Genomic DNA, 25,859 nt, shown 5'->3' with positions numbered 1-25,859 from the left:
GGGTCAGATCAGCCAGGAGTGGGTGGGCTTGGTCTTCCCGATCTTGTTGTTCTTCAGGCCCGTGACCTGCTCCTGACCGAGCGCCTGGTCGAAGATCCGGATGTGGTCCAGCGGCCCGTCCCACGCGGCGCTCCAGATCCCGTGGTGGCGGGCCCGGCCCAGCTGGAGGGGGCCGGGACCGGCCCAGATGCCGGATACCTGCGCCTGGCCGGCCTGCTTGTCGTCCACCCACAGGGCGATGGTCTTCTTCTGCGCGTCGTAGGTCCCCGTCAGCAGCGCCCACTGCCGTGTGGTGTCCACGTTGTCCACGACGACCTGCTGCGCCGTGGCCGCCTGGCCCTTGTCGCCGGTCTGTACCCGGAACACCCAGGCCTTCTTGCCGTTCACGACTTCGAAGCCCAGCTCGAAGGAGTACGAGTCCCCGTCGCCCTGGCTCACCGCCATGCGCGAGCCGGTCTCGGCCACGTTGTAGGCGCGGGTGGAGACGGTGAAGCTCTTCGTGACGTCCACGGCCGCCTCGGCGCCCTGGGCGTAGGAGTCCGGGGTGCCCTTGAAGCGGACCTCGGTCCGCTTGGCCAGTTCGCCCAGGGAGGCGCCGGGCCCCAGGGCTATGCCCATCTTCCCGCTGCGGTCGCGCAGCAGGTTCGGCTCGCCCGGCACGGTGGGGGAGTCGTCCTCGGGGGTCTTGCCGTCCGGGGACTGCGAAGAGGGGCCGCCGGACGCGCTCGGCGAGCCCGAGGCGGCGACCGCCGGCGGGTTCGCCGGGTCGTCGTCGGAGCCGTTCAGTACGAAGAACCCCGCGCCGCCCGCCACCAGGACGACCGCGAGCGCCCCGATCCCGATGGTCAGCCGCTTCCGCTTGCGCTGCTGAGCCTCGGTGGCGTCGGCCATCGCCTGCCAGTCGGGCGTGGACGCGGAGGCGGGGGCAGCGGCGGAGGGAAACGGTTCGTCGGGCTGGGCCGCAGGCGGGCCGAAGCCGCCGCCGGCCGGCTGTCCCTGCGCGGGGCCCGGCTGGTAGGGATTCGGCGTCTGCGGCGGGAATCCGTAGCCGCCGCTCCCCGAGGCGGGGCCGGGCTGGGGGCTGTTCGGGCGATCCGTACCGTCAGTCATGGCACGGATGCTAGAACATCGCCGGGAACGGCCGTCAGCCCGGGAGCTGGATGATCGGGAAGCTTCCCGTCGCCGTCGGGGCGTGCTCCGGCAGCCACAGCACCGCGACCGCGCCCGCGGCGGCGCCCTCGTTCTCCGCGCCGCCCCGCGCCGCGACGTTGCGGAACGTCAGCCGGGCCCCCAGTACCCGGGCCTGCCCCTCCGCGATGGTCAGGCCGAGCCCGTGGCCGACGCCCGCCCGGTCCGTGGACCCGGTCCGGAAGCGGCTCGGGCCCTCGCGGAGCAGTGCCTCGGGGAAGCCCGGCCCGTGGTCCCGGACGCGTACGACCCGGCCCTCCACGTCGACCTGGACCGGGGCCCGTCCGTACCGCATGGCGTTGGCCAGCAGGTTGCCCAGGATCCGCTCCAGCCGGCGCGGGTCCGTGCTGACGATCTCGTCCGCGACGACCCGTACCGAGGCGGCCGGCATCAGCGAGGCCACCCGCCGGGACACGAATTCGCCCAGTGCCACCTCCTGGAGCTCGGCCCGCTCGGACGCGCCGTCCAGCCGGGCCACCTCCAGCACGTCCTCGACGAGCGCCCGCATGGCCTGCGCGCGGTCGCGCACCAGCTCGGTCGGCCGGCCCGGAGGCAGCAGTTCCGCCGCCGTGAGCAGGCCCGTCACCGGGGTCCGCAGCTCGTGCGCGATGTCCGCCGTCACCCGCCGCTCGGCCTCCAGCCGCTGCTGGAGGGCGTCCGCCATGGCGTCCACGGCCCGCGCCAGGTCGTCGGTCTCGTCCCGTACGACACCGCCCACGGCGTCCCGTACGCGTACCTCGGGGTCCCCGTGCGCCACCCGCTGCGCGGCGGCCGCGGCCTCGCGGAGCCGGCGCGAGATCTGGCCGCCGATGAGGACGCCCATCGCCGAGCCGCCGATCACCACGGCCAGGGAGCCGACGACCAGGGCCCGGTCGAGGTCGCGCACCATGTTGGCGCTCTCGCGGAACTCGTGGTGCATGGACAGCACCTGCCCGTTGCCGAGCGGTACGGCCGCCCACACCTCGGGAACCCGCTTCTGGTACTCCTGCACGTAGGTGCCGCGCCGCCCCGAGCGGGCCTTCTCGCGCAGCTCGGCGGGCAGCTCGGGGTCGTTGATCTTGGCGCCCCAGATGGGCTTGCGCCCGGCGTCGGGGGTGCGGGCGATGTACTGGACCCGCTCCAGCTCCTGATCGCGGGCGCTCTCCATCATCGACACGCGGGCAGCGCTGTGCACCACCAGGCTCAGGGCGAGCGCGGTGAGGGCGCCGACGGCGGCGATGGCGAGCGTGATCTTCCAGCGGATCCCCGTACGGAGGGTGATGCGCCTCATGCGGTTCTACTCATGCCTTGAGCTTGTATCCGAAGCCGCGGACCGTCTCGATCCGGTCCTGTCCGATCTTGGTGCGCAGTCGCTGTACGTGGACGTCCACGACCCGGGTGTCGCCGCCCCAGTCGTAGTCCCAGACCCGTTCGAGGAGCCGGTCGCGGGACAGGACGGTGCCGGGCGCGGAGGAGAACTCCAGCAGCAGCCGCATCTCGGTGGGGGTCAGGGCGACGGGGGTGCCGGCCTTGCGGACCTCCATGCCCTCGGTGTCGACCTCCAGGTCGCCGAAGGACAGCACTCCGCGCTCGTCGGAGCCGTCCGCGTCGGAGGAGCCGTTCGCGCCGTTGTGCGAGCCTCCGGCGTGGCCGAAGCGGCGCAGCACGGCGCGGATGCGGGCGACGAGGACGGAGCCGTCGAAGGGCTTGGTGACGTAGTCGTCCGCGCCCGCCTCCAGGCCGAGGACCACGTCGATGCTGTCGGCGCGCGCCGACAGCATGATGACGGGGACGGTGGACTCGTCGCGGATGCGCCGGCACAGGCTGACGCCGTCCATGCCGGGCACCATCACGTCGAGCAGGGCGATGTCGGGCCGGTCCGCCCGGAAGGACTCCAGGCCGGACAGGCCGTCGGGCATGGCGGTGACCACGAACCCGTCGCGTTCCAGCGCCAGGGTCGTGGCCTCGCGGATGACGTCGTCGTCCTCCACGAACAGCACGTGGGTCTCGGCCATGCCCAGCCTCACTCCGGTTCCATCGTCGGTGCGGTCAGTCGTTCTTCTGCGAGACGGCCGGGGCCGGCTGCATCCCGGGGTTGTACACGTTGCTGTACTCCGAGTGCACCCGGTCCTGCTCGGCGAACCGCTCGCCGTTCCAGCGGTACGTGATCACGTCCTCGCCGGACGGTTCGGAGGGCGCGGCGTCGTGCCCGTACACGGGCTTGCTGACGACCAGGTCGCCCCGGTCGATCTCGGCGTAGACGGGCTTCTGCTCGTCCGCGAACACATTCTCGTACTTGGCGCCGTCCGAGCGGTACACGTACGAACCGCGCCCCAGGGCGTCGGCGCAGGACAGGACGTTGACCACGACGTCGACGACGGTGTTGCCGGTGATCTTCCCGTAGCTCACGTCGATCGGGTACTCCTTGCCCGTGCAGGGCTTGAGGTCCCGCTTGATCTCGGCACTGACCTTGGGGTCGGCCTTCAGCAGGGCCACCGGGTCGATCCGCTTGACCGGGCTGCCGGTGGACGCGGCGGCGGAGTGCCCCGGGGCCGGCGGCTTGGAGGGGCCGCCGGTGGGCTGGTTGCTGCGCGCCACCGGATCGGTGCGCGCGGGCCCGCCGTCGCGCAGTCCGGTGCCCCCGGCGGAGCACCCGGCCGCGAACAGCACTGTGCCGACGAGGACCGTGGTCCCCGCCGACATGAGTACCAGCGAGCTTCTGCCGCTCAGGCTTTGGCCATTCAGGCCGCGCACCGCTCCCGCCCCTCGTAGCGCGTGGTGTGGTCACCGCGTTCCAGGGCGCGCATGTCCAGGTCCCGGCTCTCCAGCTCCTGACGGAGCCTGGCCAGGGCGCGGTGCAGTGTGCTCTTCACGGTTCCCGCCGACATACCGAGCGCCGCGGCCGTCTCCTCGGTGCTCATCTGCTCCCAGTGTCGCAGCACCACGACACTGCGCTGCTTGGGCGCGAGCACCTTGAGGATGTCCATGAGCAGGGCGCGGTCGGCGCGCTGGTCGGAGCCGTCCTCGACGGAGGCGTCGGGGAGCTGCTCGGTGGGGACCTCGTCGAGCTTGCGGGCCCGCCACCATTCGGTCCGCGTGTTGATCATGACGCGGCGCAGGTAGGCGTCGGCGAGGGACTTGTCGGCGATGCCGTCCCAGCGGCCGTAGGTGCGCACGAGGGCGGTCTGGAGGAGGTCCTGGGCGTCCGTGGGGTCCGGGACCAGGCGCCGCGCGCTGCGCAGCAGGGCGTCCTGCCGGGTGCGTACGTACTCCTCGAACTCGAGTACCTCTCCGTGCGCCATACAGACCGCCTCCACTGCGTCCCCGTCTCCGCTGCCTTACGGATCCGAAGTTACGGAGGGGTTGTCACGGCACTGTGCGGGTCAGCCTGCGGTGGGCGCACGGACACCCGTAGGTTGTGTAACAGCGCCCGTGAGCTGCGGTTTCCCGGCCTGAAACGGAATGTTCGAGTCAACTTCGAGTGAATTCCGAGGGAGCGGAGCCGCCGGTCGCTCCCCCTCGGGATTCAGCTCTGCGGCAGCCGGTACATCCCGTGCGCGAGGGGCTCCACCAGCCCGTCCGACACCAGCCCGTCCAGTGCCCGGGCCCGCTGCACCGGCTCGTCCCACACCGTGTCCAGCACCGCCTGCGGAACCGGGCCGACCGCCTCCCGGAGCACCGCCAGCAGCTTGCCGCGCACTTGGCGGTCGGTACCGGCGTACGTCTGACCGCGCCGCGGCGGCCCGTCGTGCGCGGGCTTCCCCGCCAGGCGCCACGCGCACAGCCCGGCCACCGGGCAGCGGGCGCAGTCCGGGCTCTTGGCGGTGCACACCAGCGCGCCGAGCTCCATGGAGGCCGCCGCCCAGCGGGCCGCCGTCGGCTCGTCCTCGGGCAGCAGCTCCCGTGCCAGCCGGCGTTCGGCGGCGGTGGTGGCGTTCGGCGGGTACTCGACCCCGGTCGCGGCGCGCGCGAAGACCCGGCGCACGTTGGTGTCCAGCACCGCGTGCCGCTGCCCGTACGCGAAGGAGGCCACCGCGGCGGCCGTGTACTCGCCGATCCCGGGCAGCGCGAGCAGCTGCGCGTGGTCCCGGGGTACGTCGCCGCCGTGCCGTTCCGTTATCGCCGCGGCCGCGCCGTGCAGCCGCAGCGCCCGCCGGGGGTAGCCCAGGCGCCCCCAGGCCCGTACGGCCTCGCCCGGCGCCTCGGCGGCCAGGTCCGCGGGCCGGGGCCACCGGGCGAGCCACTGCTCGTACACCGGCAGCACCCGGCTGACGGGCGTCTGCTGCAGCATGAACTCGCTGACCATCACCCCCCAGGGGCCGGCCTCGGGGCGGCGCCAGGGAAGGTCGCGGGCGTGCTCGTCGAACCACGCGATGACGGGGGTGTGCAGCGCGGAGGTGTGTGGTGCGGAGGTGTGTGATGGGGATGCAGTCATGACAGACGGCATCCTGGCACGTTTCAGGGCCGGCGCGCGGGGCCCGGACCGGTGAACCAGACGGCGACGCGGTTGCCGCTCCCCTGAACGGCGGTGGTGAGCCTGATCATCGGACCGGTCAGCGCCGCCACGGCCAGGACGGCCAGCGAGGCGCCCAGCAGCAGGCCCATGCCGACGTCGTGGGGGTAGTGCACCCCGACGAAGACGCGGGAGAAGGCCATCAACAGCCCCATCGGGACCGTCAGCCACGCGAGGCGGGGGACGGCCAGCGCCAGGGCGACGGCGGCGGCGCCGGCGATGGCGGAGTGGTTGCTGGGGAAGGACCAGTCGCCGTAGGGCGGGCACGGGATCAGGGAGGCGGCCGCCCCGGCCACCGCACGGCAGGGCCGCTCCTCGTCGACGGTGGACTTCACCAGCTCGGACGCGACGTACACGAGCGCGGTGACCAGCGGCGCGAGCACGGACAGGGCGAGGGCCCGCGGCTCTCCGCCCTGCTTCCCGCGCGCACGCCACCAGACGGATATGTAGAGCAGGCCGAACACGAGGAGGCCGTACTCGGTCCAGACCTCGACCACCTTCTGCACCCAATGGGGCGTGGTGTGGGCGAAGTCGGTGATGTCGCGGTAGAGGTCGGAGCTGTCCATGGTCACTGACCGTACTCGGCGCCCTGTGGCGGCCGCGTCAGCCCCCTGGCCGGATACGGCCGGTCCCGACTAGTCCCGCAGGATGATCATCGGCAAAACCTGCCGGATGTGCGGCATGTGGGGCGCTGAACGCGGCACGAGTTCTCGTAAGGTTCGGTGCGTGGGATCTCTGCGCAATCCGGTCGGGCCGCTCCCCTCCTCCATTTACTGGCGGCGGAGGGCCGTGCTGGCGTCCGTCGCCGCGTTCGTCGCGCTGCTCGCCGTATGGTTCGTCAGTTCCGGTGGCGGCAAGACGAGTACGAACGGCAAGGGCGGCGGCGACGGCTCCGGACCCGTGCGCACCATCACCCCGGGCCCCTCCGGTTCCGGCCCGGCGATCAGTCAGGCCCCGGGCGGCCGCGCGGAGTCGGGCGCCGGCACGGGTGCCACGGGCCCGGCCAAGAACGGCGACGCGGGCGGCACCGGAGCCAACTCCGGTGCGGGCACGGGCTCCTCGTCCTCCGGCGGCTCCGCGGGCTCCTCCCCGGCCCAGGTCCCGGCGGACTCCCCGCTGCCGACGTGCCCGGCGAGTGCGCTGCAGTGGGAGGTCAAGAGCGTGAAGAACGAGTACGAGACGAACGAGAAGCCCCGCCTCGAACTGCTCGTCCGCAACACCTCGGGCAGCACCTGCAAGTTCGGACTCGGCCCGAAGCAGGCGGTCGTGACCATCTTCCAGACGACGGGCGCCAAGGCCGTCTGGTCCTCCGCCGACTGCCCGACGGGCGCGGCCAACGCCTTCTACCGGCTGCCGGCGCAGGGCGAGACGAAGCAGTCGGTGGAATGGGACCGCAAGCCGAGCGCGGCGGACCAGTGCCAGAACCCCCCACAGGGGACCCCGGCCCCCGACACCTACGTGGTCGAGGTCAAGTCCCCGGGCCTCCCGGTGGCCCGCACGTCCTTCGTCCTGAAGCAGGACTGACCCTTCGTGACGCGCCGCGCGGGCGGCGCGTCACGAGGTGCTACACGTAGCGTTCGAGGATCGAGGACTCCGCCAGGCGGGACAGCCCCTCGCGGACGCTGCGCGCACGGGCCTCGCCCACGCCGTCCACCGTCTGGAGGTCGTCCACCGACGCCGCCAGCAGCTTCTGCAGCCCGCCGAAGTGCTCCACCAGCCGCTCGATGATCGCACCCGGCAGCCTCGGCACCTTCGCCAGCAGCCGGTACCCGCGGGGCGACACCGCCGAGTCCAGGGTCTCCGGCGAGCCCGTGTACCCGAGCGCCTTCGCCACGATCGCCAGCTCCAGCAGTTCCGGATGCGTCAGCGCGTCCAGCGCCGGCAGCGCCTCCTCCACCGTGCGGGAACGCTTCGCCGTCGGTTCCGGAACGTAGTCCCGGATCACCAGCTCCCGTTCCTGCTCGATGCCGACCGTCAGCTCGTCCAGCTGGAGCGAGAGAAGTCGCCCGTCCGTGCCCAGTTCGACCACGTACTCGGCGATTTCCGTCGCGATCCGGCGGACCATTTCCAGCCGCTGCGCGACGGCGGTCACGTCGCGGACCGTGACCAGGTCCTCGATCTCCAGCGCCGACAGCGTGCCCGCGACCTCGTCCAGGCGGAGCTTGTACCGCTCCAGCGTGGCCAGCGCCTGGTTCGCCCGTGACAGGATCGCCCCGGACTCCTCCAGGACGCGCCGTTCCCCGTCCACGTACAGCGCGATCAGCCGCATCGACTGCGACACCGACACCACCGGGAAGCCGCACTGCTTGGAGACGCGGTCCGCCGTGCGGTGACGGGTGCCCGTCTCCTCCGTGGGGATCGACGCGTCGGGCACCAGCTGTACGCCGGCCCGCAGGATCTTGGTGATGTCCTTGTCGAGGATGAGCGCCCCGTCGAGCTTGCACAGCTCGCGCAGCCGGGTCGCGGTGAACTCCACGTCCAGCACGAAGCCGCCGGTGCACATCGCCTCGACGGTCTTGTCCATGCCCAGGACGATCAGGCCGCCCGTGTTGCCGCGGACGATCCGCTCCAGCCCGTCGCGCAGGGGCTGACCAGGCGCGACCGCGCTCAGCGAGGCGCGCATCAACGCCTCGTGCTTGGAGCTCGCGCCGGACTTCCCGGGTGCTGCTGCCCCGTCCTTGGCTGCCACTGCACTCCTCCGGTCGCGGGTTGCGCCGCCGCGTACGGCCGGGCGGACCAGCACAAAGTCTACCGGCGCACGCTGTGCGCCCGCCGGGGCTTGGCCCGTACCGCCGCCACGAGGGCCCGTACGGGCCCCGCGGCCCGCCCGTCGGGGGACCCCGCCGGGCGGCGGGCCCGATCCGCGTCCGGCTCACGCCAGCCCGCTGACCTGCCGTTCGGCCCGTCGGTGGAGTGAAGGATTCCGCTGGTGGGCCGGCCCGTCCGCCGGGCGGGGCCTACTCCGCCGCCGCCCGCTCCCTGGCCGGCGTACGCGAGCGCCCGCGCGGCAGGACCCGTAGCGCGTCCCCCATGTCCGCCACCTCGGTCACCTTCATGCCCGCCGGAACCTTCCCCGGATCCGCCGGGACCAGCGCGTGCGTGAAGCCGAGCCGGTGCGCCTCGGCCAGGCGCCGCTGCACGCCGGTCACCCGCCGCACCTCGCCGGCCAGGCCGACCTCCCCGATGGCGACCAGGTTCTTCGGCAGCGGCACGTCACTGGCCGCCGAGGCCAGCGCCAGCGCGATCGCCAGGTCGGCGGCCGGCTCCGTCAGCTTCACCCCGCCCACGGTCGCGCTGTAGATGTCCCGCTTGCCCAGGGCAGTGATCCGCCCGCGCTGCTCCAGCACGGCCAGCATCATCGAGACGCGCGAGGTCTCCAGGCCCGAGGTGGTGCGGCGCGGGGACGGGATCTGCGAGTCGACGGTGAGCGCCTGCACCTCGGCGACCAGCGGGCGCTTGCCCTCCAGGGTCACGGTCAGGCAGGTGCCCGGCACCGCCTCGGCGCGCCGGGTCAGGAACAGCCCGCTGGGGTCGGCGAGCCCGGTGATGCCCTCGTCGTGCAGCTCGAAGCAGCCGACCTCGTCCGTGGCCCCGTAACGGTTCTTCACGCCGCGCACCAGGCGCAGCCGCGCGTGCCGGTCGCCCTCGAAGCTGAGGACCACGTCCACGAGGTGCTCCAGCAGGCGGGGGCCGGCGATGGCGCCGTCCTTGGTGACGTGGCCGACGAGCAGGGTGGCCATGCCCCGCTCCTTCGAGGCGCGGATCAGCGCCCCCGCGACCTCGCGGACCTGGGCCATGCCGCCGGGCGCGCCGTCGATCTCGGGGGAGGCGATGGTCTGCACGGAGTCCAGGACCAGCAGCGAGGGCCGCACCGCGTCGAGGTGGCCCAGTACGGCGGACAGGTCGGTCTCGGCGGCGAGGTAGAGGTGGTCGTTCAGGGCGTTGATCCGGTCGGCCCGCAGCCGCACCTGGCTCGCGGACTCCTCGCCGGTGACGTAGAGCGTGCGGTGGTCGCCGGTGGCCGCCTTCGCGGCGACGTCCAGCAGCAGCGTCGACTTGCCGACGCCCGGCTCACCGGCCAGCAGCACCACCGCGCCGGGGACGAGGCCGCCGCCGAGTACGCGGTCCAGCTCGTCCACGCCGGTGCTGCGGGCGGTCGCGGTCCTGCCGTCGACCTGGGCGATGGGCAGCGCGGCGGCCGAGACGCGGCCGGCCGCGGTGGTCCGTACGGCGGGCGCGCCCATCTCCTCGACGGTCCCCCACGCCTGGCACTCGGGGCACCGGCCGAGCCATTTCGCGGTGGTCCAGCCGCACTCGGAGCAGCGGTAGGACGGCCGGTCCTTGGCGGATGAGCGAGATGTACGGGCAGCCATGCCGCCCACGGTAGCCGTCGCCACCGACAACGCCCGACCGGTCCGCCAGACGGGCGGTCGGCGGCGCACCGGATCCCGGTCGGCGCGGGCCGGCGTCAGGACCGCTGTCAGCGGAGTGGCGATCTGTTCACCCTTAAGGGCTAAAAGCCCGGAAGGCTTCCGGAGGGTCACCGGCGCGCCGCCTACGGTTCGCCGAGTGAACAGCAGCGACCAGGGAGACCCCGTATCGCGCACCGGCGCACACCCGGCGCACGGGCGCACGACCCGAGCAGACCGGACGGGCCCGGTGGGCGACACGGGTGGTGCGGAGGGTGCGCCCGTTGCCGGTGGTGCGTCCGATGCGCTAGGGGCAGTGGATGCGGGTGGTGCCGCTGATACCGGTGACACCCTCCGGCTGGAGTTCCCCGCGGCGGCTCCGGAGCCCCCGCCCTTCCGGCACGAGCCCTACCTGGACGGGCTCTTCACGTACTGTCTGTCGGTCCTGTGCGATCACGACGCCGCCGCCGACGTGCTCGGCGACGTCCTCGCCGTGGCCGAGCGGCACCCCGGCCGATGTCCCGAGGAGGGTGACCGGCGGGCCTGGCTGTACGCACTCGCCCGCTGGGCCTGCCTGCGCCGGCTGACCGAACGGCGGCGCGTACGCCAGGGGGCGCATTCCGCCCGGCGCGCGCCGGAGCACAACGACCCCGGGCATGCGCCCCGGGCGCACCGCCCGCTCGACGTGAGCGCCTACCGCCGTACCGAGCTCGCCCGGCTCGCCTGGCCCGAAGCCGCCGGCACCACCCCCGAGCAGCGCGAGGCCCTCGAACTCGCCGTCCGCCACCGCCTCGGCGTCACCGAACTCGCCGCCGTCCTCGGCACCGCCCCCACCACCGCCCGGGACCTGCTCTCCGGTGCCGCCTGCGAGGTCGAACGCACCCGCGCCGCCCTCGCCGTCGTCGAGACCGCCAACTGCCCGGCCGTCTCCCGCATCACCGGCGACGACGACGGCGGCTTCGGCCAGGTGCTGCTGTCCGCGACCCTGCGCGCCGAGCTCGTCCGCCACGTCGACGACTGCCCGCGCTGCCGCCGCGTCGCCGAACGCGTCGGCGCCGGCGCGCCCTGGCCCGGCTCCGGCGGCGTCAACGCCGCCCTCCCCCTCGTCCCCGCCCCCCGCACCGCCGTCCACGCCGCCATGCTGCGCTCCGGCCGGCGCCGCGGCGGCCGCCCCGGCCCGCGCTTCGACCGCACCGGCTTCCCCATGGACCCCAAGGACCGCGCCGCCCGCCGCGACCGGTTCCGGGCCCGGGCCGTGACCACCACCGTCGTGGCCACCGTCGTCGCAGCGCCCGTCCTCGCGCTGTGGGCCGCGTACCGGGGCGCACCCGCCACCGGCGAACCCGTCGGGGGCGACGGCACCCGCATCTCGGCCAGCGAGTCGCAGATCCCGCCCCCGTACGCCGCGGGCCGCCCCCTCACCGGGTACGAGAACACCGGGAACACCGCCCACACCACCGGCGAGCCCGGCTTCGCCCCCGGCAGCGAAGCCCCCGACGTCTCCGTCGAGGTCATCAGCGCCGGCGCCCCGGCCACCCCCGAGGCCGACGGCCCCGGCGCGCCCGGCCGCCTCACGGTCGCCGCCGCCACCCGCGGCGCCACCACCCTGCTCACCCTCACCGCCTCCGGCGGCAGCCCGGTCGACTGGCGGCTCTGGTCGGACGCGCCCTGGCTGCGGGCGAGCCAGACGGCGGGCACCCTCGCGCCCGGAGAATCGGTCACCCTCCGGATCACCGTAGACACCGCGGCCCAGCCGGTCGGCGCCTGGACGGCCCGGGTCGGCGTCGACCCCGGCGGGGCGGTGGTCTCGCTCCAGGGCCGCGGCCGCCCGGCACCCACCACCGAGCCGACCCCGCCCGCCCCGGACCCCACCCCGACACCCCCGGCCCCGGACCCCACGCCGACCCCGACGCCCACGCCCCCGGACCCCACGCCGACCCCGACGCCCACGCCGACCCCGACGGACACTGCGACCCCGGCGCCGTCCTCAGGAGGAACGGTTTCCCCGGACCCGGGCCCGGGCGCTTCGGGGGGCTGAGGGGGCGAGCACCGCCCTACTGCGGGTCGGCGGGGTGCGGGGCCATCGGCAGCAGCGAGGCCAGCCGCGCCTCGCACAGCTTCACCAGCTCCCCGTAGCCCTCCTTGCCCATCAGCTCCGTCAGCTCCGCCCGGTACGACACGTACACCGGGTCTCCGGCACCGTGCGCGGACGTCGCCGACGTGCACCACCAGTGCAGGTCGTGGCCGCCCGGGCCCCAGCCGCGCCGGTCGTACTCGCCGATCGACACCTGGAGGACGCGGGTGTCGTCCGGCCGGTCGATCCAGTCGTACGTCCGCCGGATGGGCAGCTGCCAGCACACGTCCGGCTTGGTCTCCAGCGGCTCCTGTCCGCTCCTGAGGGCCAGGATGTGCAGGGAACAGCCCGCGCCGGCGGGGAAGCCGGGCCGGTTCAGGAAGATGCAGGCGCCGTCCCAGCGGCGGGTCTGCTTGTCCCCGTCGTCGTCCAGCTGGGTCCAGCCCGACTCGCTGCCGACGTCGTGGAACTGCCACAGCTCGGGCGTGAGGCGGGCGACGTGCTCGGCGACCCGCTTCTCGTCGTCCTCGTCGGAGAAGTGCGCGCCGAGGGTGCAGCAGCCGTCGGACGCGCGGCCCGCCTGGATCCCCTGGCAGCCGCTGCCGAAGATGCAGGTCCAGCGGGAGGTCAGCCAGGTCAGGTCGCAGCGGAAGACCTGCTCTTCGTCGGCGGGATCGGGGAATTCCACCCAGGCCCGGGGGAAGTCGAGGCCCTTCTCGTCCGAAACCTTGGCCTTGGGACCGGCCTTGGGACCGGCCTTGTTCTTGTTCTTGTTCTCGCTCTTGCTGGCCTTCTTCGTATTTGGCACAAGCCCAGCCTAAGCGCCCCTTCCTCCACCGCTCCGCGTTCGGCCCAGTAGCGTTTCCCGTATGAGACTCGGTGTCCTTGACGTGGGTTCGAACACGATCCATCTGCTGGTGGTGGACGCGCACCCCGGCGCGCGCCCGCAGCCCGCGCATTCGCACAAGGTGCAGCTGCGCCTCGCCGAGCTGCTCGACGAGCGCGGCGCGGTCAGCCCGGAAGGCGTCGAACGCCTCGTCTCGGCGATCGCCGGTGCCGTGCAGGCGGCCGAGGACAAGGGCTGCGAGGACGTGCTGCCGTTCGCGACGAGCGCGGTGCGCGAAGCCCCGAACGCCGACGAGGTCCTCGCCCGGGTCAAGGAGGAGACCGGCATCGAGCTGCCGGTGCTCAGCGGCGAGGACGAGGCCCGGCTGACCTTCCTGGCGGTCCGGCGGTGGTTCGGCTGGTCGGCGGGGAAGCTGCTGGTCCTGGACATCGGCGGGGGCTCGCTGGAGATCGCGTTCGGCATCGACGAGGACCCCGACGCGGCCGTGTCCCTGCCGCTGGGCGCGGGCCGCCTCACCTCGGCCTGGCTCCCGGGCGACCCGGCGGACCCGGCGGACGTGCGGGCACTGCGGCGGCACGTCCGGGCGCAGATCGCGCGGACGGTCGGCGAGTTCAGCCGCTTCGGGGCGCCGGACCACGTGGTGGCGACGTCGAAGACCTTCAAGCAGCTGGCCCGCCTCGCGGGCGCGGCCCGCGAGGCCGACGGCCTGTACGTGCAGCGCGAGCTGACGCGGAAGTCCCTGGAGGAGTGGGTGCCGCGCCTGACGGCGATGACCACGACCGAACGCGCCGCCCTCCCGGGCGTCTCGGAGGGCCGCGCGGCCCAGCTCCTGGCGGGCGCGCTGGTGGCGGAGGCGACGATGGACCTCTTCGGCGTGGACGAGCTGGAGATCTGCCCCTGGGCCCTCCGCGAGGGCGTCATCCTCCGGCGGCTGGACCACCTGCCGTAGGACCGGGGCGAGCGGTACGGGGCCCGCGCGGTCCACGGCGTACTCGCGCTGGGTTTCCGGGTGCTATCGGGCGGGGTCGTCCGCCGCCGCGTCCCACGCGCCCGGGCTGCGGCGGTGGTTGCGGTGGCCCGCTGCGAGGACCTTGCGGAGTCGGAGGAGGTGCTCCGTGGTCGGGGGGAGGGGGAGGGAGTCGAGGAGGGCGAGGGCTTCCGCGGGGTGCAGGTCGCCGTAGATGTCGTGGTAGCTCGCGCGGAGGGCCCGGAAGAGGGGGTCGTGGAGGGCCGGGAGGCGGGATGCCGTGCGGTAGGCCGGGTGCTTGGCCTCCCAGGGGACCGGGCCCGAGTCGGTCAGGACGCGGGCCGCGCGGCGGAGGGTGGCGGGGGTGGGGGTCCGGACGATGGCTTCGATGTCGTCGCCCAGGACTTCCGCGAAGGCCGTGGCGGAGGTGGTGCGGTCCTCGAACCAGTCGACCCAGAGGGAGTAGCGGATGGGTTCGGGGTCCCGTTCCGCCTCCAGGCGGGTGCGGAAGCCGGCCCAGAGAGGGCCGATGGGACGCGGGCCGCCGTACAGGTTGCCGCAGTAGGCGAAGCGGATCTCGCAGGTGACCCAGTAGTCGTCCAGGAGGTCCACGAGGGCGAGGGCCATGTCGGTCTGGGCCGACTCGTCCAGGTGGTCGTCCGTGAAGACCTCGCCGGAGCGGGAGTGGGCGATCTCGTTCGCGGAGAAGGCGAGGCCCGGGCGTTCGGTGTCGGTCCAGCCTTCGGCCGTCTCCACCACGCCCTGCTCCGCCAGCCAGCGGCGGGCTTCGGACATCGTCCCGGTTTCCATTCGAAAAGTATGACGAAAGTGCCACCGCTTACGGTCCGCCGGGGAGGGGCCCCGTAATCTGTCACCGTGGCAGATCCGCTCCGTATCCCGAACAGCCGGACCCCGAAGGTCGCCCTGTCCACCGCCTCCGTCTACCCGGAGTCCACGGCGACCGCCTTCGAGATCGCCGCCCGTCTCGGCTACGACGGGGTGGAGGTCATGGTCTGGACGGACCCGGTGAGCCAGGACGTCGACGCGCTGCGCCGCCTGTCGGACCACCACCAGGTGCCGATCCTGGCCGTGCACGCGCCCTGTCTGCTCATCACCCAGCGCGTGTGGTCCACCGATCCGTGGACCAAGCTCCAGCGGGCGCAGGCCGCGGCGGAGCGGCTGGGGGCTTCGACCGTCGTGGTGCATCCGCCGTTCCGCTGGCAGCGGCAGTACGCGCGGGACTTCGTCTCCGGGATCTGGCGGATGGCGGACGAGACGGACGTGCGCTTCGCCGTCGAGAACATGTACCCGTGGCGCTACCGGGACCGCGAGATGCTCGCGTACGCGCCCGAATGGGACGTGACGAAGGACGACTACCGGCACTTCACCGTCGACCTGTCCCACACCGCCACCGCCCGGACCGACGCCACCGCGATGATCGACCGGATGGGGGACCGGCTGGCGCACGTCCACCTCGCCGACGGCAACGGATCGGCGAAGGACGAGCACCTCGTCCCCGGACGCGGTACGCAGCCCTGCGCCGAGCTGCTGGAGGGGCTGGCCCGGAGTTCCTTCGACGGGCACGTGGTGATCGAGGTCAACACGCGGCGCGCCATGTCCTCCGCCGAGCGTGAGGCCGACCTCGCCGAGGCGCTGGCCTTCACGCGGGCGCACCTCGCCAAGCCGGCCGGGCGCCGGTGACCGAGCCCGCGAAGCGGCGGCGCGGCCCCGGCCGGCCCCGCCAGGACGAGGCCGACGACGGCCCCGGCACCCAGGAACGGATCCGGCTGGCGGCCCGCGAGGTGTTCGCGGAGCGCGGGTACGACAAGACGTCCGTGCGCGGCATCGCGAAGGTCGCCGGGGTGGACCCGGCGCTGGTGCACCACTACTTCGGCAGCAAGGACGACCTGTTCGCCGCCGCCGTGGAGGTGAGCCTGGAGCCCGCCCTGGTGGTTCCGGCCATTCTCGGCGAGGGCCCCGACGGCATCGGGGAGCGGCTGGTCCGGTACTTCCTGGGGGTGTGGGAGAACCCGGTCACCCGGGTGCCGCTGCTCGCCGTGATCCGGTCGGCGCTCACGCACGAAGCCGCCGCGAAGGTGCTGCGCACGCTGGTGCTGCGCCGCCTGCTGGAGCGGATCGCCGCCGATCTGGACGTTCCGGATCCGACGTTCCGGGCGGAACTGGCCGCCTCGCACATGGTCGGGATCGCGATCCTGCGGTACGTGGTCCAGGTCGAGCCGCTCGCGTCCGCGGACCCGGAGGACATCGTGGCCCTGGTGGCCCCCACCCTCCAGCGCTACCTGACCGAGGGATGACCGAGGAATGACCCCCGCGTCCCGGCATCCGGACGAGGTGTCCGGATCGCGGGCGGTGGGCGTAGCCTCGTAACCGAGCCATATCCGCAGTCGCGGCTGACCGTACAGCCGCACTCATGGGGAGTGAAACCGCATGCCCGAGCTGAGGTCCCGCACCGTCACCCACGGCCGCAACATGGCAGGCGCTCGTGCGCTGATGCGCGCTTCGGGCGTAGCGAGCGAGGACATCGGCAAGCCGATCATCGCGGTCGCCAACTCCTTCACCGAGTTCGTCCCCGGCCACACCCACCTGGCGCCGGTCGGCCGCATCGTCTCGGACGCCATCCGGGCCGCCGGCGCGATCCCCCGCGAGTTCAACACCATCGCGGTCGACGACGGCATCGCCATGGGCCACGCCGGCATGCTGTACTCCCTCCCCTCGCGCGACCTGATCGCCGACAGCGTGGAGTACATGGTCGAGGCGCACTGCGCCGACGCCCTGATCTGCATCTCCAACTGCGACAAGATCACCCCCGGCATGCTGATGGCCGCACTGCGCCTCAACATCCCGGTCGTCTTCGTCTCCGGCGGCCCGATGGAGGCCGGCCAGGCGACCCTGGTGGACGGCACCGTCCGCAAGCTGGACCTGATCGACGCCATGGTCGACGCCTCCAACGAGAACGTCTCGGACGAGGACGTCCTGCGCATCGAGGAGAACGCCTGCCCGACCTGCGGTTCGTGTTCGGGCATGTTCACCGCCAACTCGATGAACTGCCTCGCCGAGGCCATCGGCCTGGCCCTCCCGGGCAACGGCTCGGTCCTCGCCACGCACACCGCCCGCCGCGCCCTGTACGAGGACGCCGGCCGCACGGTCGTGGAGATCACCAAGCGCTACTACGAGGGCGGCGACGAGTCCGTCCTCCCGCGCAACATCGCCTCCCGCGAGGCCTTCGAGAACGCCATGGCCCTGGACATCGCCATGGGCGGCTCGACCAACACGATCCTGCACCTGCTGGCCGCCGCGCAGGAGGCGGGCCTGGACTACGACCTCAAGGACATCGACGCCGTCTCGCGCCGCGTGCCCTGCCTGGCCAAGGTCGCCCCGAACGTCGCACCCGGTGGCACGTACTACATGGAGGACGTGCACCGCGCCGGCGGCATCCCCGCCATCCTCGGCGAACTGCACCGCGGCGGGCTCCTCAACAAGGACGTGAGCACCGTCCACTCCAAGGGCCTGGACGACTGGCTCGCCGAGTGGGACGCCCGCTCCGGCACGGCGTCCGAGACGGCCATGGAGCTGTGGCACGCGGCCCCCGGCTGCAAGCGTTCCGCGACCGCCTTCTCCCAGTCCGAGCGCTGGGAGAGCCTCGACCTCGACGCCGAGGGCGGCTGCATCCGCTCCGTGCAGCACGCGTACTCCAAGGACGGCGGCCTCGCCGTGCTGCGCGGCAACCTCGCGGTCGACGGCTGCGTGGTGAAGACGGCCGGCGTCGACGAGTCGATCTGGACCTTCGAGGGCCCGGCGGTCGTCTGCGAGTCGCAGGACGAGGCCGTCGAGAAGATCCTCCGCAAGGAGGTCCAGCCGGGCGACGTCGTCGTCATCCGCTACGAGGGCCCGCGCGGCGGCCCGGGCATGCAGGAGATGCTCTACCCGACGTCCTTCCTCAAGGGCCGCGGCCTCGGCAAGGTCTGCGCCCTGGTGACGGACGGCCGCTTCTCGGGCGGCACCTCGGGCCTGTCCATCGGCCACGCCTCCCCGGAGGCGGCCTCCGGCGGCGACATCGCGGTGGTGCGGGACGGCGACCGGATCCGCATCGACATCCCGAACCGGTCGATCGAGCTGCTGGTCTCCGAGGAGGAGCTGGCCGCCCGCCACGCGGAGCTCGGCGGCGTGTACGCGCCGAAGAACCGCGAGCGCACGGTCTCGGCGGCCCTGCGCGCCTACGCGGCGATGGCCACCAGCGCCGACAAGGGCGCGGTCCGCGACGTCTCGAAGCTGGGCTGAGCGCGCCCGTCCCCGTGAACCCCGCCGGTGTGGCCCACCACCCGGCGGGGTTCCGCGTTCGCGCTCCCTGACGCGTTCCTCGCCCGTCCGGCGGTGGCCGGACCTACCACCCTGCCGGGTTCCGCGCGTCCACCGCGAAGACCGTGCCGTCGGGGGCGGAGGCGTAGACGTGGCCGTCGGCGACGGCCGGGGCGGGGACAGCCGCCGCGACGGTGCTCTGGTCCGCGGCCATCCGCGCTCTGGTCTGCCCGATGAGCTGACCGGAAGCCGAGCCGACGGCGAGCAGCCGCCCGTCCGACGCCGTCAGAAGGATCCGTCCGTCGGCGAACACCGGCCGGGAGGCGACCGCCACACCGGTCTCAAGCCGCCAGAGCTCCCTGCCCGAGCCGATCGCCACGAGTCCGCCCCGCCCGGAGAAGGCGTAGACCGTTCCGTCAGGGCCCACTGACGCTTCCGCCTCGTACAGCGGCGCCGACAGCCGCACCCGCGCGATCGCATGCGTAGCCATGTCCACCCGCACGACCGCTTCGGTCTTGCTGCCCCCGTCGTTCCCGAGGAAGTACATCCCGCCCGCGGCGGCTCCGACGGGCCGCAGCCTGCCGGCGGTCCGCGTCTGCCAGCGCACGGCTCCGCTGCCGGCTTCCACCTCGATGAGCTGGGTCGTACCGCTGTCCTCGGGGGTGGCCGCGTAGACGACCGGGGAACCGGACTTGCCCACGCCGCCCCACCAGGCGGCCGCCCCGCCGACACCCTGCTTGGTCCATCGCTGGGCGCCGCTCGCCGCGTCGAGGGCGGTCACGGTTCCGGTCGTCGCGACCGTCAGCACCAAGGGGCCGGCCGTCACCACGCGGGTGCCGCCCGGTACCTGCCGCTTCCAGCGCTCCGTACCCGAGCCCGGATCCAGCGCCTGGAGCATCCCGCTGCCGGGTGCCACCGTGAGGACCACCCCGCCCGCGTGCAGGAGGGCGCCGTTCGCCACCGCATCAGGAGGTGCGGCGGCGTGCACCGACCACATCACCGAGCCGTCCGCGGGGTCGAGCCGGGCGGCGGCGAACCCCCGGCCCGAGCAGTAGAGCCCTCCGGTCTCCGTCGAGCACGACACGGAGTGCGAGCCCAACGATGCCGACCAAGGCGCGAAGGCCTTGCCCGCCGCCTTCGACGCGTGTGCTGCGGGCGGCCCCGCAGTCCGGGCCCCGGGACCGAACTGCGTGTAGCCGACGACGGCGCCGACTGCGAGCACCAGCCCGGCCCCTGCCGCCAGCAGCGCTCGCTTGCGGCGGCGCGGGCGTTCGGCCTGGAGCCCGTCAGCAGGTGTGATCCGCTGTCGCAGGTGGGTGACCTGCTCCTCCGCCACGGGTCTGCGCGGGTGCGGTATGAACGCCTGGGTGTCCTCGCCGGTCCGGTACGCGATGGCGCGCATCTCCGCGATCAGTGCCTCGGCGGTCGGCCGCTCCGCCGGGTCCTTGGCCAGGCACCGCGCCACGATCGGCACGAGCCGGGCCGGCAGCCCCGTCAGGTCGGGCTCGCTGTGCACGACCTGGTACGCCACGAGGTAGTGGCTGTCGGAGTCGAAGGGCCCGCGCCCGGTCGCCGCGTGCACCAGCACCGCGCCCAGCGCGAACACGTCCGCGGCCGTCCCGACCTCCCGGGGCCGCTGGAACTGCTCCGGCGCCATGAACGGCGGCGTCCCGATCAGCTTGCCGGTCTCCGTACGCAGGTCGCTGTCGGCCGGGCGCGAGATGCCGAAGTCGATGACCCGCACCCCGTCCGGGGCCATCAGCACGTTGCTCGGTTTCAGGTCCCGGTGCACCACCCCGGCGCGGTGGATGTCCCGCAGGGCCTCCGCCAGCCCGGCGGCGAGCCGCGTCAGCTCGACGGGGTCCAGCACGCGTTCCCGTACCCGCTCGGACAGGGTGGGGGCGTCGATGAAGAGGGTGGCCATCCAGGGCCGCTCGGCATCCGGGTCGGCGTCCACGACGGGCGCCGTGAAGGCGCCGCTCACCCGCCGCGCGGCCGCGACCTCCTGCCGGAACCGCGCCCGGAACTCCGGATCCACCGCGTGCTGGGCGTGTACGACCTTGACTGCGAGTTTCAGTCCGGAGCTGGAGGCGGCCAGGTGGACGACGCCCATGCCGCCGGAGCCGAGCACGGATTCGAGCCGGTACTGGCCGGCGTATTCCGGAAACCCGGCGTAGTCCGCGCGCCGCGACTGCACCGCTCACCACCCCCGCCGGAGCCTAGTCGATGGCCCGTGGCAACATCCAAGGGCTTGCTACCCTGCGCGCGTTGCGCAGCGCAGCACCCATGGGGGGAGATTTCACATGTCCGTCGAGAACGATTCCAGCCAGGCGCAGAGCCTTGCCGCCACCTCTGGTTTCCCGACATACCCGCTCGCGCCCGGCTACCGGGTCAACGTTCGCAGTGGCCCGGGCACCAGCTACGCGGTCATCGAAACCCTGCCCGTCGGCGGGTACGTCACGATCCGCTGCCAGTGCCCCGGCACCACGGTCTCGGGCCCCTACGGCACCACGGACCTGTGGGACTGCATCGGCAACGGCCAGTTCGTCTCCGATGCCTACGTGAAGACGGGGAGCGACGGCTACGTGGCGGGCCGCTGCGGCTGACCCGTCCCCGCCCGGCCCGGGCAAGGTCACCGTTCTGCCAGGTGAGACACCCCCGGCGGGTCCCGCCCGCCGGGGGATAATCGGCACCGTGAGCGACGACCAGCAGCGAGACCAGAGCCAGAGCCAGGGCCCCGCCGCGCCGGCCCCCGGCCCGCAGCCCGAGCCGATCCGGTTCTTCGGCACCTCCTGGGTGGACCACGACAACGGCTACGCCCTGCGCCGTGCCGGCGTGGCCGTCGGCTCGCTCGCCGCCGCCGTCATCGGCGCGTACCTCCTGCGCTTCGCCTACGAGGGCCTGGAGATCGGCGACGTCGGCCCCTTCCTCAGCATCTCCGTCGTCGTGCTCTTCGCGATCGCCAGTTCCATCGCCTTCGCCAAGACCTGGGAGTCCTTCGGCCGCCGCCCGCGCCCGTCCTCCGACGAGGCCGCCCTCAAGGGCCTGAAGACGATCGGGTTCATCGGCTCCCTCGTCGCGTACTTCCTGCGCAGCCTGTCCGAGGCCCCCGGCGAGAAGCTCCGCCGCACCGAGTACGAGCGTGCCGTGGCCGAGTTCGGCCGCCGCCGCAGCGCCCGTACGGGCAACCCGGCCGCCCGCCGCCCCAAGCGGAAGAAGTAGGGGCCCCGCCCCTCTTCGGACGTCCTCCTGATTGACGCCCCGGCACAGCCGGGAGCATTATTCATCACATGATGAATAACCAGCCGGAGGAGCCGCCGCCTCCCGCCGTCCACGCCCACGGCCTCACCGTCCGCCGAGGCACCGGCCGCAACCCCCGCACCGTCCTCGACGGCATCGCCTTCGACGTCCCCCGCGGCCGCATCACCGGCCTCCTCGGCCCCTCCGGCTGCGGCAAGTCCACCCTCATGCGCGCCGTCGTCGGCACCCAGGCCCACGTCACCGGCACCCTCGACGTCCTCGGCCGCCCCGCCGGCCACCCCGGGCTCCGCTCCCGCATCGGCTACGTCACCCAGGCGCCCTCCGTCTACGACGACCTCACCGTCCGGCAGAACCTCGACTACTTCGCCGCCGTCCTCGACCCCGGCCGCGCCGCCGCCGAACGCCGCCGGGCCGCCGTCGACCAGGCCATCACCGACGTCGACCTCACCACCCGCGCCACCGCCCTCGCCGGCAACCTCTCCGGCGGCCAGCGCAGCCGCGTCTCCCTCGCCGTCGCCCTCATCGGCACGCCCGAGCTGCTCGTCCTCGACGAACCCACCGTCGGCCTCGACCCCGTCCTGCGCCGCGACCTGTGGAACCTCTTCCACGACCTCACCGCCCGCCGCGGCACCACGATCCTCGTCTCCTCCCACGTCATGGACGAGGCCGAGCGCTGCCACGGCCTGCTCCTCATGCGCGACGGCCGCATCCTCGCCCAGGACACCCCCGAAGCCCTCCGCACCCGCACCGGCTCCGCCACCGTCGAGGAAGGCTTCCTCCGCCTCGTCGACGAAGCCAACGCCCGGGCCGCCGTACAGACCGACCCCCAGACCGACGCCCAGGCCGACACCCTCGCAAGGGAGACCCCGCGATGAACGGCGCCCGCACCCTCGCCACCGCCGCCCGCGTCCTGCGCCAGCTACGCCACGACCCCCGCTCCATCGCGCTGATGCTGCTGGTCCCCGTACTGATGCTCACCCTGCTGCGCTACGTCTTCGACGGCAGCCCCCGCACCTTCGACAGCATCGGCGCGTCCCTCCTCGGGATCTTCCCCCTCATCACGATGTTCCTCGTGACCTCGATCGCCACCCTCCGCGAACGCACCTCCGGCACCCTCGAACGCCTCCTCGCCATGCCCCTCGGCAAGGCCGACCTCATCGCCGGCTACGCCCTCGCCTTCGGCGCCGTCGCCGTCGTGCAGTCCCTCCTCGCCACCGGCCTCGCCCTCTGGCTCCTCGGCCTCGACGTCATCGGATCCCCCTGGCTGCTCCTGCTCGTCGCCCTCCTCGACGCGCTCCTCGGCACCGCCCTCGGCCTCTTCGTCTCCGCCTTCGCCGCCTCCGAGTTCCAGGCCGTCCAGTTCATGCCGGCCGTGATCTTCCCGCAGCTGCTCCTGTGCGGCCTCTTCGCCCCGCGCGACACCATGCAGCCCGTACTCGACGGCATCTCCGACGTCCTGCCCATGTCCTACGCCGTCGACGGCATGACCCAGGTCCTCACCCACACCGACATGACCGCCGACTTCGTACGCGACGCCGTCGTCGTGGCGGCCTGCGCCCTGCTCGTCCTCGCCCTCGGCGCCGCCACCCTCCGCCGCCGCACGCCCTGACCACGGAGCGGACACCCCCTCGCCACGACGCGCACGGGTGCAAGGATGAGGGCGTACGTCCTGATGGTTCGTTCGGCGAGGTGAATCGGGCATGACCCAGACAGTCGCAGTCCTCGGTACCGGCAAGATCGGCGAGGCCCTGCTCAGCGGGATGATCCGCGGCGGCTGGCCGGCCGCCAAACTGCTCGTCACCGCCCGCCGCCCCGAGCGCGCCGAGGAGCTCCGCACCCGCTACGGCGTCGAGGCCGTCAGCAACGCCGAAGCCGCCAAGCGCGCCGACACCCTCATCCTCACCGTCAAGCCGCAGGACATGGGCAAGCTCCTCGAAGAGCTCGCCCCGCACGTCCCCGCCGACCGCCTGGTCATCAGCGGCGCCGCCGGCATCCCCACCGCCTTCTTCGAGGAGCGGCTCGCCCCCGGCACCCCCGTCGTCCGCGTCATGACGAACACCCCCGCCCTCGTCGACGAGGCCATGTCCGTCATCTCCGCCGGCAGCCACGCCACCGCCGCCCACCTCGAGCACGCCGAGGAGATCTTCGGCGGCGTCGGCAAGACCCTGCGGGTCCCCGAGTCCCAGCAGGACGCGGCCACCGCCCTCTCCGGCTCCGGCCCCGCCTACTTCTACTTCCTCGTCGAGGCCATGACCGACGCCGGCATCCTCCTCGGCCTGCCCCGCGCCCAGGCCCACGACCTCATCGTCCAGGCCGCCATCGGCGCCGCCGTCATGCTCCGCGACAGCGGCGAGCACCCCGTCAAGCTCCGCGAGGCCGTCACCTCCCCGGCCGGTACGACGATCAACGCCATCGTCGAGCTGGAGAAGCACGGAGTACGCGCGGCCCTGATCGCCGCCCTCGAAGCGGCCCGCGACCGCAGCCGCGAACTGGCCACCGGCAACAGCTGACGCAGGGCGGAGGGGCGACCCCGTACGCGGGCCGCCCCTCCCCCTCCTTCACGGAGCCAGCAGCCCGATGGCCTCGTACGCCCGGTCCACCACCGGCCGCGCGATGTCCCGCGCCCGCCCGGCCCCCTCGCGCAGCACCCGCTCCACCTCGCCCGGATCGGCCGCCAGCCCGGCGTGCCGCTCCCGCAGCGGCCGCAGCAGCTCCACCACGGCCTCGGCGACGTCCCGCTTCAGCGGCCCGTACTGGTCGTACCCCCCGGCCAGCTTCTCCGGGTCCCCGCCCGTGCAGGCCGCCAGGACGTCCAGCAGGTTCGCCACCCCGGGCCGCGCGGCCCGGTCGTAGACCACCCCGCCGTCCCCGCTGTCGGTCACGGCCCGCATCACCTTCTTGGTGATCACCGCCGGCTCGTCGAGGAGATAGACGATCCCGGCGCCGCTCTCACTGGACTTCCCCATCTTCGACGTCGGGTCCTGGAGGTCCATGACCCGCGCGCCCACGGCCGGCAGCGTCACCTTGGGCACGGTGAACGTCTGCCCGTACCGCTGGTTGAACCGCACCGCCAGATCCCGGGTCAGCTCCACGTGCTGCCGCTGGTCCTCGCCGACCGGCACCTCCTCCGCCGCGTAGGCCAGGATGTCGGCGGCCATCAGCACCGGATACGTCAGCAGCGACAGCCGTACGCCATTGCCGGAGGCCTCCGCCTTCGCCGCCTTCTCCCGGTACTGGATCATCCGCCGCAGCTCCCCGTCGGCGGCCGTGCACTCCAGCAGGTAGGACAGCCGGGTGTGCTCGCCGACGTGGCTCTGCACGAAGAGGGTGCACCGCCGCGGATCCAGGCCGGCGGCGAGGAACAGCGTCGCGGCCTGCCGGGTGAGGCGCCGCACCCGGGCGGGATCGTGCTCCGTGGTGAGCGCGTGCAGGTCCACTACGCAGAACAGCGCGTCGGAGGGCGCGTGCTCGGCCGCGACCCACTGCCGCAGGGCCCCCAGGTAGTTGCCCAGCGTCAGGTGCCCGGACGGCGTGATCCCGCTGAAGATCCTCGTCATGTCTGCTGCTCTCCCTCTGAGTGCGTGAGTGGTGGCGTGGTGCCGGAGCCACCGCGTCGGGCGACCGAGCCACTCCCGGGGGGAGAAACAGAAACGGCCGCCGTAGCGGCGGCCGTGAGCGCGTGCGTGCTCGCGTTGGGGGTCGGCCGCCGTCAGGCGGCCCACCAGCGAAGGCTGAGCGTGAGCACGTGCGTAGTCATGGGGGCAAGCGTAGACCTGGGGGCGTGAGGAGCACGTGAGGTTTTCCGGCCAGTCGCCCGCTGGTCAGCCTGGGGTTGACACACCTGTGCCCGATCCGTAAGGTTCTTCGAGTTGTCCGAAGTGAGCGCCGACCCCGGTCGGTCCCCGGACGGCCATCCCGCACTACGACATTCGAACGAACGACGTACTTCGTCGTCTCGTTTTCATGCGTATTTGCGAATGAGGAATCCGCGTTCCAGGACGCAGCCGCCGATTGGCTTCGGGGGCAAGGAATCCGCTACTGTCTCACTCGCCGGAAGGGCCCAACAGCCCGAAAGGCAAACCCCGCTGACTGGGGGTCAGGCCCGAAAGGATCTGATAGAGTCGGAACCGCCGGAAAGGGAAAGCGCGAAAGCGAAGGACCTGGAAAGCAAGCGAGAAAGACTCTGATAGAGTCTGAATCGCAAGAACGAAGAACGAAAGCCCGGAGGAAAGCCCGAGAGGGTGAGTACAAAGGAAGCGTCCGTTCCTTGAGAACTCAACAGCGTGCCAAAAATCAACGCCAGA

24 protein-coding genes are annotated in these 25,859 nt (G+C 73.0%); 11 read left to right on the top strand and 13 right to left on the bottom strand.

The annotated features are described in order from the left end of the window. Window positions 1–3: 3 nt before the first annotated feature. From ACZ7IF_RS22705 to ACZ7IF_RS22675, 7 genes are all read right to left on the bottom strand, one after another. A complete protein-coding gene (locus ACZ7IF_RS22705; RefSeq protein ID WP_470974051.1) occupies window positions 4–1,110 on the bottom strand; it encodes a LamG domain-containing protein in 1,107 nt (368 codons plus the stop codon). Between the two features lie 34 nt (window positions 1,111–1,144). Further along, window positions 1,145–2,458, bottom strand: a complete 1,314-nt coding sequence (gene cseC, locus ACZ7IF_RS22700) for a two-component system sensor histidine kinase CseC (RefSeq protein ID WP_470974048.1) — start codon at window positions 2,456–2,458, stop codon at window positions 1,145–1,147. Window positions 2,459–2,468: 10 nt separating this feature from the next. Next, window positions 2,469–3,182 carry a two-component system response regulator CseB gene (gene cseB / locus ACZ7IF_RS22695; protein WP_470974045.1) on the bottom strand — a complete coding sequence of 238 codons (714 nt, stop codon included), beginning with the start codon at window positions 3,180–3,182 and terminating at the stop codon, window positions 2,469–2,471. Window positions 3,183–3,216: 34 nt separating this feature from the next. Next, window positions 3,217–3,870, bottom strand: a complete 654-nt coding sequence (locus ACZ7IF_RS22690) for a hypothetical protein (protein WP_470974042.1) — start codon at window positions 3,868–3,870, stop codon at window positions 3,217–3,219. 38 nt (window positions 3,871–3,908) lie between these two features. After that, window positions 3,909–4,469, bottom strand: a complete 561-nt coding sequence (locus ACZ7IF_RS22685) for a SigE family RNA polymerase sigma factor (RefSeq protein WP_007264805.1) — start codon at window positions 4,467–4,469, stop codon at window positions 3,909–3,911. 224 nt (window positions 4,470–4,693) lie between these two features. Next, window positions 4,694–5,602 carry an HhH-GPD family protein gene (locus ACZ7IF_RS22680; RefSeq protein ID WP_470974039.1) on the bottom strand — a complete coding sequence of 303 codons (909 nt, stop codon included), beginning with the start codon at window positions 5,600–5,602 and terminating at the stop codon, window positions 4,694–4,696. Window positions 5,603–5,625: 23 nt separating this feature from the next. Continuing rightward, entirely contained in the window at window positions 5,626–6,246 is a 621-nt protein-coding gene (locus ACZ7IF_RS22675) for a phosphatase PAP2 family protein (protein WP_470974037.1), read from the bottom strand. A gap of 160 nt (window positions 6,247–6,406) precedes the next feature. On the opposite strand from ACZ7IF_RS22675, the gene ACZ7IF_RS22670 reads away from it, so the two are divergent. Next, window positions 6,407–7,204 carry a hypothetical protein gene (locus tag ACZ7IF_RS22670; RefSeq protein WP_470974034.1) on the top strand — a complete coding sequence of 266 codons (798 nt, stop codon included), beginning with the start codon at window positions 6,407–6,409 and terminating at the stop codon, window positions 7,202–7,204. A 40-nt stretch (window positions 7,205–7,244) separates the two neighbouring features. On the opposite strand, the gene disA is transcribed toward ACZ7IF_RS22670, so the two are convergent. Together disA and radA are read right to left on the bottom strand one after the other, a co-directional pair. Continuing rightward, window positions 7,245–8,369 carry a DNA integrity scanning diadenylate cyclase DisA gene (gene disA, locus ACZ7IF_RS22665; protein ID WP_362474486.1) on the bottom strand — a complete coding sequence of 375 codons (1,125 nt, stop codon included), beginning with the start codon at window positions 8,367–8,369 and terminating at the stop codon, window positions 7,245–7,247. 268 nt (window positions 8,370–8,637) lie between these two features. Then, window positions 8,638–10,053: a DNA repair protein RadA gene (radA, locus tag ACZ7IF_RS22660; protein WP_470974031.1), complete on the bottom strand. Its 1,416-nt coding sequence runs from the start codon at window positions 10,051–10,053 to the stop codon at window positions 8,638–8,640. Between the two features lie 352 nt (window positions 10,054–10,405). On the opposite strand from radA, the gene ACZ7IF_RS22655 reads away from it, so the two are divergent. Beyond that, window positions 10,406–12,127 carry a BACON domain-containing protein gene (locus ACZ7IF_RS22655; protein ID WP_470974028.1) on the top strand — a complete coding sequence of 574 codons (1,722 nt, stop codon included), beginning with the start codon at window positions 10,406–10,408 and terminating at the stop codon, window positions 12,125–12,127. Window positions 12,128–12,143: 16 nt separating this feature from the next. Here the strand turns inward: ACZ7IF_RS22655 and ACZ7IF_RS22650 are convergent, their stop codons facing one another. Further along, a complete protein-coding gene (locus tag ACZ7IF_RS22650) occupies window positions 12,144–12,971 on the bottom strand; it encodes a DUF3109 family protein (RefSeq protein ID WP_470974025.1) in 828 nt (275 codons plus the stop codon). Between the two features lie 61 nt (window positions 12,972–13,032). Between ACZ7IF_RS22650 and ACZ7IF_RS22645 the strand changes: the two genes are divergently transcribed. Next, window positions 13,033–13,959, top strand: coding sequence for a Ppx/GppA family phosphatase (locus tag ACZ7IF_RS22645; protein WP_470974022.1), 927 nt, complete (start codon window positions 13,033–13,035; stop codon window positions 13,957–13,959). A gap of 63 nt (window positions 13,960–14,022) precedes the next feature. Here ACZ7IF_RS22645 and ACZ7IF_RS22640 read toward each other — a convergent pair whose 3' ends face one another. Then, window positions 14,023–14,787, bottom strand: a complete 765-nt coding sequence (locus ACZ7IF_RS22640; protein WP_470974019.1) for a hypothetical protein — start codon at window positions 14,785–14,787, stop codon at window positions 14,023–14,025. 66 nt (window positions 14,788–14,853) lie between these two features. Between ACZ7IF_RS22640 and ACZ7IF_RS22635 the strand changes: the two genes are divergently transcribed. The 3 genes from ACZ7IF_RS22635 (at window position 14,854) to ilvD (ending at window position 18,276) form a co-directional block, all read left to right on the top strand. Continuing rightward, window positions 14,854–15,678, top strand: coding sequence for a sugar phosphate isomerase/epimerase family protein (locus ACZ7IF_RS22635; protein WP_007264795.1), 825 nt, complete (start codon window positions 14,854–14,856; stop codon window positions 15,676–15,678). Next, a complete protein-coding gene (locus ACZ7IF_RS22630) occupies window positions 15,675–16,292 on the top strand; it encodes a TetR/AcrR family transcriptional regulator (RefSeq protein WP_470974016.1) in 618 nt (205 codons plus the stop codon). Before ACZ7IF_RS22635 ends, ACZ7IF_RS22630 begins: the two co-directional genes overlap by 4 nt. Window positions 16,293–16,425: 133 nt before the next feature. Continuing rightward, window positions 16,426–18,276, top strand: coding sequence for a dihydroxy-acid dehydratase (gene ilvD / locus ACZ7IF_RS22625; protein ID WP_470974013.1), 1,851 nt, complete (start codon window positions 16,426–16,428; stop codon window positions 18,274–18,276). A gap of 103 nt (window positions 18,277–18,379) precedes the next feature. On the opposite strand, the gene ACZ7IF_RS22620 is transcribed toward ilvD, so the two are convergent. Beyond that, window positions 18,380–20,491: a protein kinase domain-containing protein gene (locus ACZ7IF_RS22620; protein WP_470974010.1), complete on the bottom strand. Its 2,112-nt coding sequence runs from the start codon at window positions 20,489–20,491 to the stop codon at window positions 18,380–18,382. 106 nt (window positions 20,492–20,597) lie between these two features. Between ACZ7IF_RS22620 and ACZ7IF_RS22615 the strand changes: the two genes are divergently transcribed. The 5 genes from ACZ7IF_RS22615 to proC all read left to right on the top strand — a co-directional run bounded on the left by ACZ7IF_RS22615 (window position 20,598) and on the right by proC (window position 24,065). After that, window positions 20,598–20,900, top strand: coding sequence for a peptidase (locus ACZ7IF_RS22615; protein WP_470974007.1), 303 nt, complete (start codon window positions 20,598–20,600; stop codon window positions 20,898–20,900). A gap of 88 nt (window positions 20,901–20,988) precedes the next feature. Beyond that, window positions 20,989–21,516: a hypothetical protein gene (locus tag ACZ7IF_RS22610; protein ID WP_470974004.1), complete on the top strand. Its 528-nt coding sequence runs from the start codon at window positions 20,989–20,991 to the stop codon at window positions 21,514–21,516. Window positions 21,517–21,584: 68 nt separating this feature from the next. Continuing rightward, window positions 21,585–22,430 carry an ABC transporter ATP-binding protein gene (locus tag ACZ7IF_RS22605; RefSeq protein WP_470974001.1) on the top strand — a complete coding sequence of 282 codons (846 nt, stop codon included), beginning with the start codon at window positions 21,585–21,587 and terminating at the stop codon, window positions 22,428–22,430. Then, the gene (locus tag ACZ7IF_RS22600) at window positions 22,427–23,164 is read left to right on the top strand and encodes an ABC transporter permease (protein WP_469113494.1); all 738 of its coding nucleotides are present in this window, start codon (window positions 22,427–22,429) and stop codon (window positions 23,162–23,164) included. The genes ACZ7IF_RS22605 and ACZ7IF_RS22600 overlap by 4 nt, the downstream gene beginning before the upstream one ends. 91 nt (window positions 23,165–23,255) lie before the next feature. After that, on the top strand, window positions 23,256–24,065 hold the full coding sequence (gene proC, locus ACZ7IF_RS22595; RefSeq protein WP_470973999.1) for a pyrroline-5-carboxylate reductase: 810 nt from the start codon (window positions 23,256–23,258) through the stop codon (window positions 24,063–24,065). A 48-nt stretch (window positions 24,066–24,113) separates the two neighbouring features. Here proC and trpS read toward each other — a convergent pair whose 3' ends face one another. Beyond that, window positions 24,114–25,112, bottom strand: coding sequence for a tryptophan--tRNA ligase (gene trpS, locus ACZ7IF_RS22590; RefSeq protein WP_470973996.1), 999 nt, complete (start codon window positions 25,110–25,112; stop codon window positions 24,114–24,116). Between the last annotated feature and the right edge of the window lie 747 nt (window positions 25,113–25,859).

It is taken from the genome of Streptomyces sp. NPDC037421, from assembly GCF_055602105.1.
Note: the sequence above shows the minus strand (reverse complement) of the source record. Positions and strands in the feature narration are given on the sequence as shown.

Excerpts from the sequence above, each read along its gene's own strand:
- cseC (WP_470974048.1), bottom strand. The coding sequence starts at position 2,458 with ATGAGGCGCATCACCCTCCGTACGGGGATCCGCTGGAAGATCACGCTC.
- ACZ7IF_RS22640 (WP_470974019.1), bottom strand. The coding sequence starts at position 14,787 with ATGGAAACCGGGACGATGTCCGAAGCCCGCCGCTGGCTGGCGGAGCAG.
- ACZ7IF_RS22600 (WP_469113494.1), top strand. The coding sequence starts at position 22,427 with ATGAACGGCGCCCGCACCCTCGCCACCGCCGCCCGCGTCCTGCGCCAG.
- ACZ7IF_RS22680 (WP_470974039.1), bottom strand. The coding sequence starts at position 5,602 with ATGACTGCATCCCCATCACACACCTCCGCACCACACACCTCCGCGCTG.
- ACZ7IF_RS22605 (WP_470974001.1), top strand. The coding sequence starts at position 21,585 with ATGATGAATAACCAGCCGGAGGAGCCGCCGCCTCCCGCCGTCCACGCC.
- cseB (WP_470974045.1), bottom strand. The coding sequence starts at position 3,182 with ATGGCCGAGACCCACGTGCTGTTCGTGGAGGACGACGACGTCATCCGC.
- ilvD (WP_470974013.1), top strand. The coding sequence starts at position 16,426 with ATGCCCGAGCTGAGGTCCCGCACCGTCACCCACGGCCGCAACATGGCA.
- radA (WP_470974031.1), bottom strand. The coding sequence starts at position 10,053 with ATGGCTGCCCGTACATCTCGCTCATCCGCCAAGGACCGGCCGTCCTAC.
- ACZ7IF_RS22645 (WP_470974022.1), top strand. The coding sequence starts at position 13,033 with ATGAGACTCGGTGTCCTTGACGTGGGTTCGAACACGATCCATCTGCTG.
- proC (WP_470973999.1), top strand. The coding sequence starts at position 23,256 with ATGACCCAGACAGTCGCAGTCCTCGGTACCGGCAAGATCGGCGAGGCC.
- ACZ7IF_RS22615 (WP_470974007.1), top strand. The coding sequence starts at position 20,598 with ATGTCCGTCGAGAACGATTCCAGCCAGGCGCAGAGCCTTGCCGCCACC.
- ACZ7IF_RS22705 (WP_470974051.1), bottom strand. The coding sequence starts at position 1,110 with ATGACTGACGGTACGGATCGCCCGAACAGCCCCCAGCCCGGCCCCGCC.
- ACZ7IF_RS22685 (WP_007264805.1), bottom strand. The coding sequence starts at position 4,469 with ATGGCGCACGGAGAGGTACTCGAGTTCGAGGAGTACGTACGCACCCGG.
- ACZ7IF_RS22675 (WP_470974037.1), bottom strand. The coding sequence starts at position 6,246 with ATGGACAGCTCCGACCTCTACCGCGACATCACCGACTTCGCCCACACC.
- ACZ7IF_RS22690 (WP_470974042.1), bottom strand. The coding sequence starts at position 3,870 with ATGTCGGCGGGGACCACGGTCCTCGTCGGCACAGTGCTGTTCGCGGCC.
- trpS (WP_470973996.1), bottom strand. The coding sequence starts at position 25,112 with ATGACGAGGATCTTCAGCGGGATCACGCCGTCCGGGCACCTGACGCTG.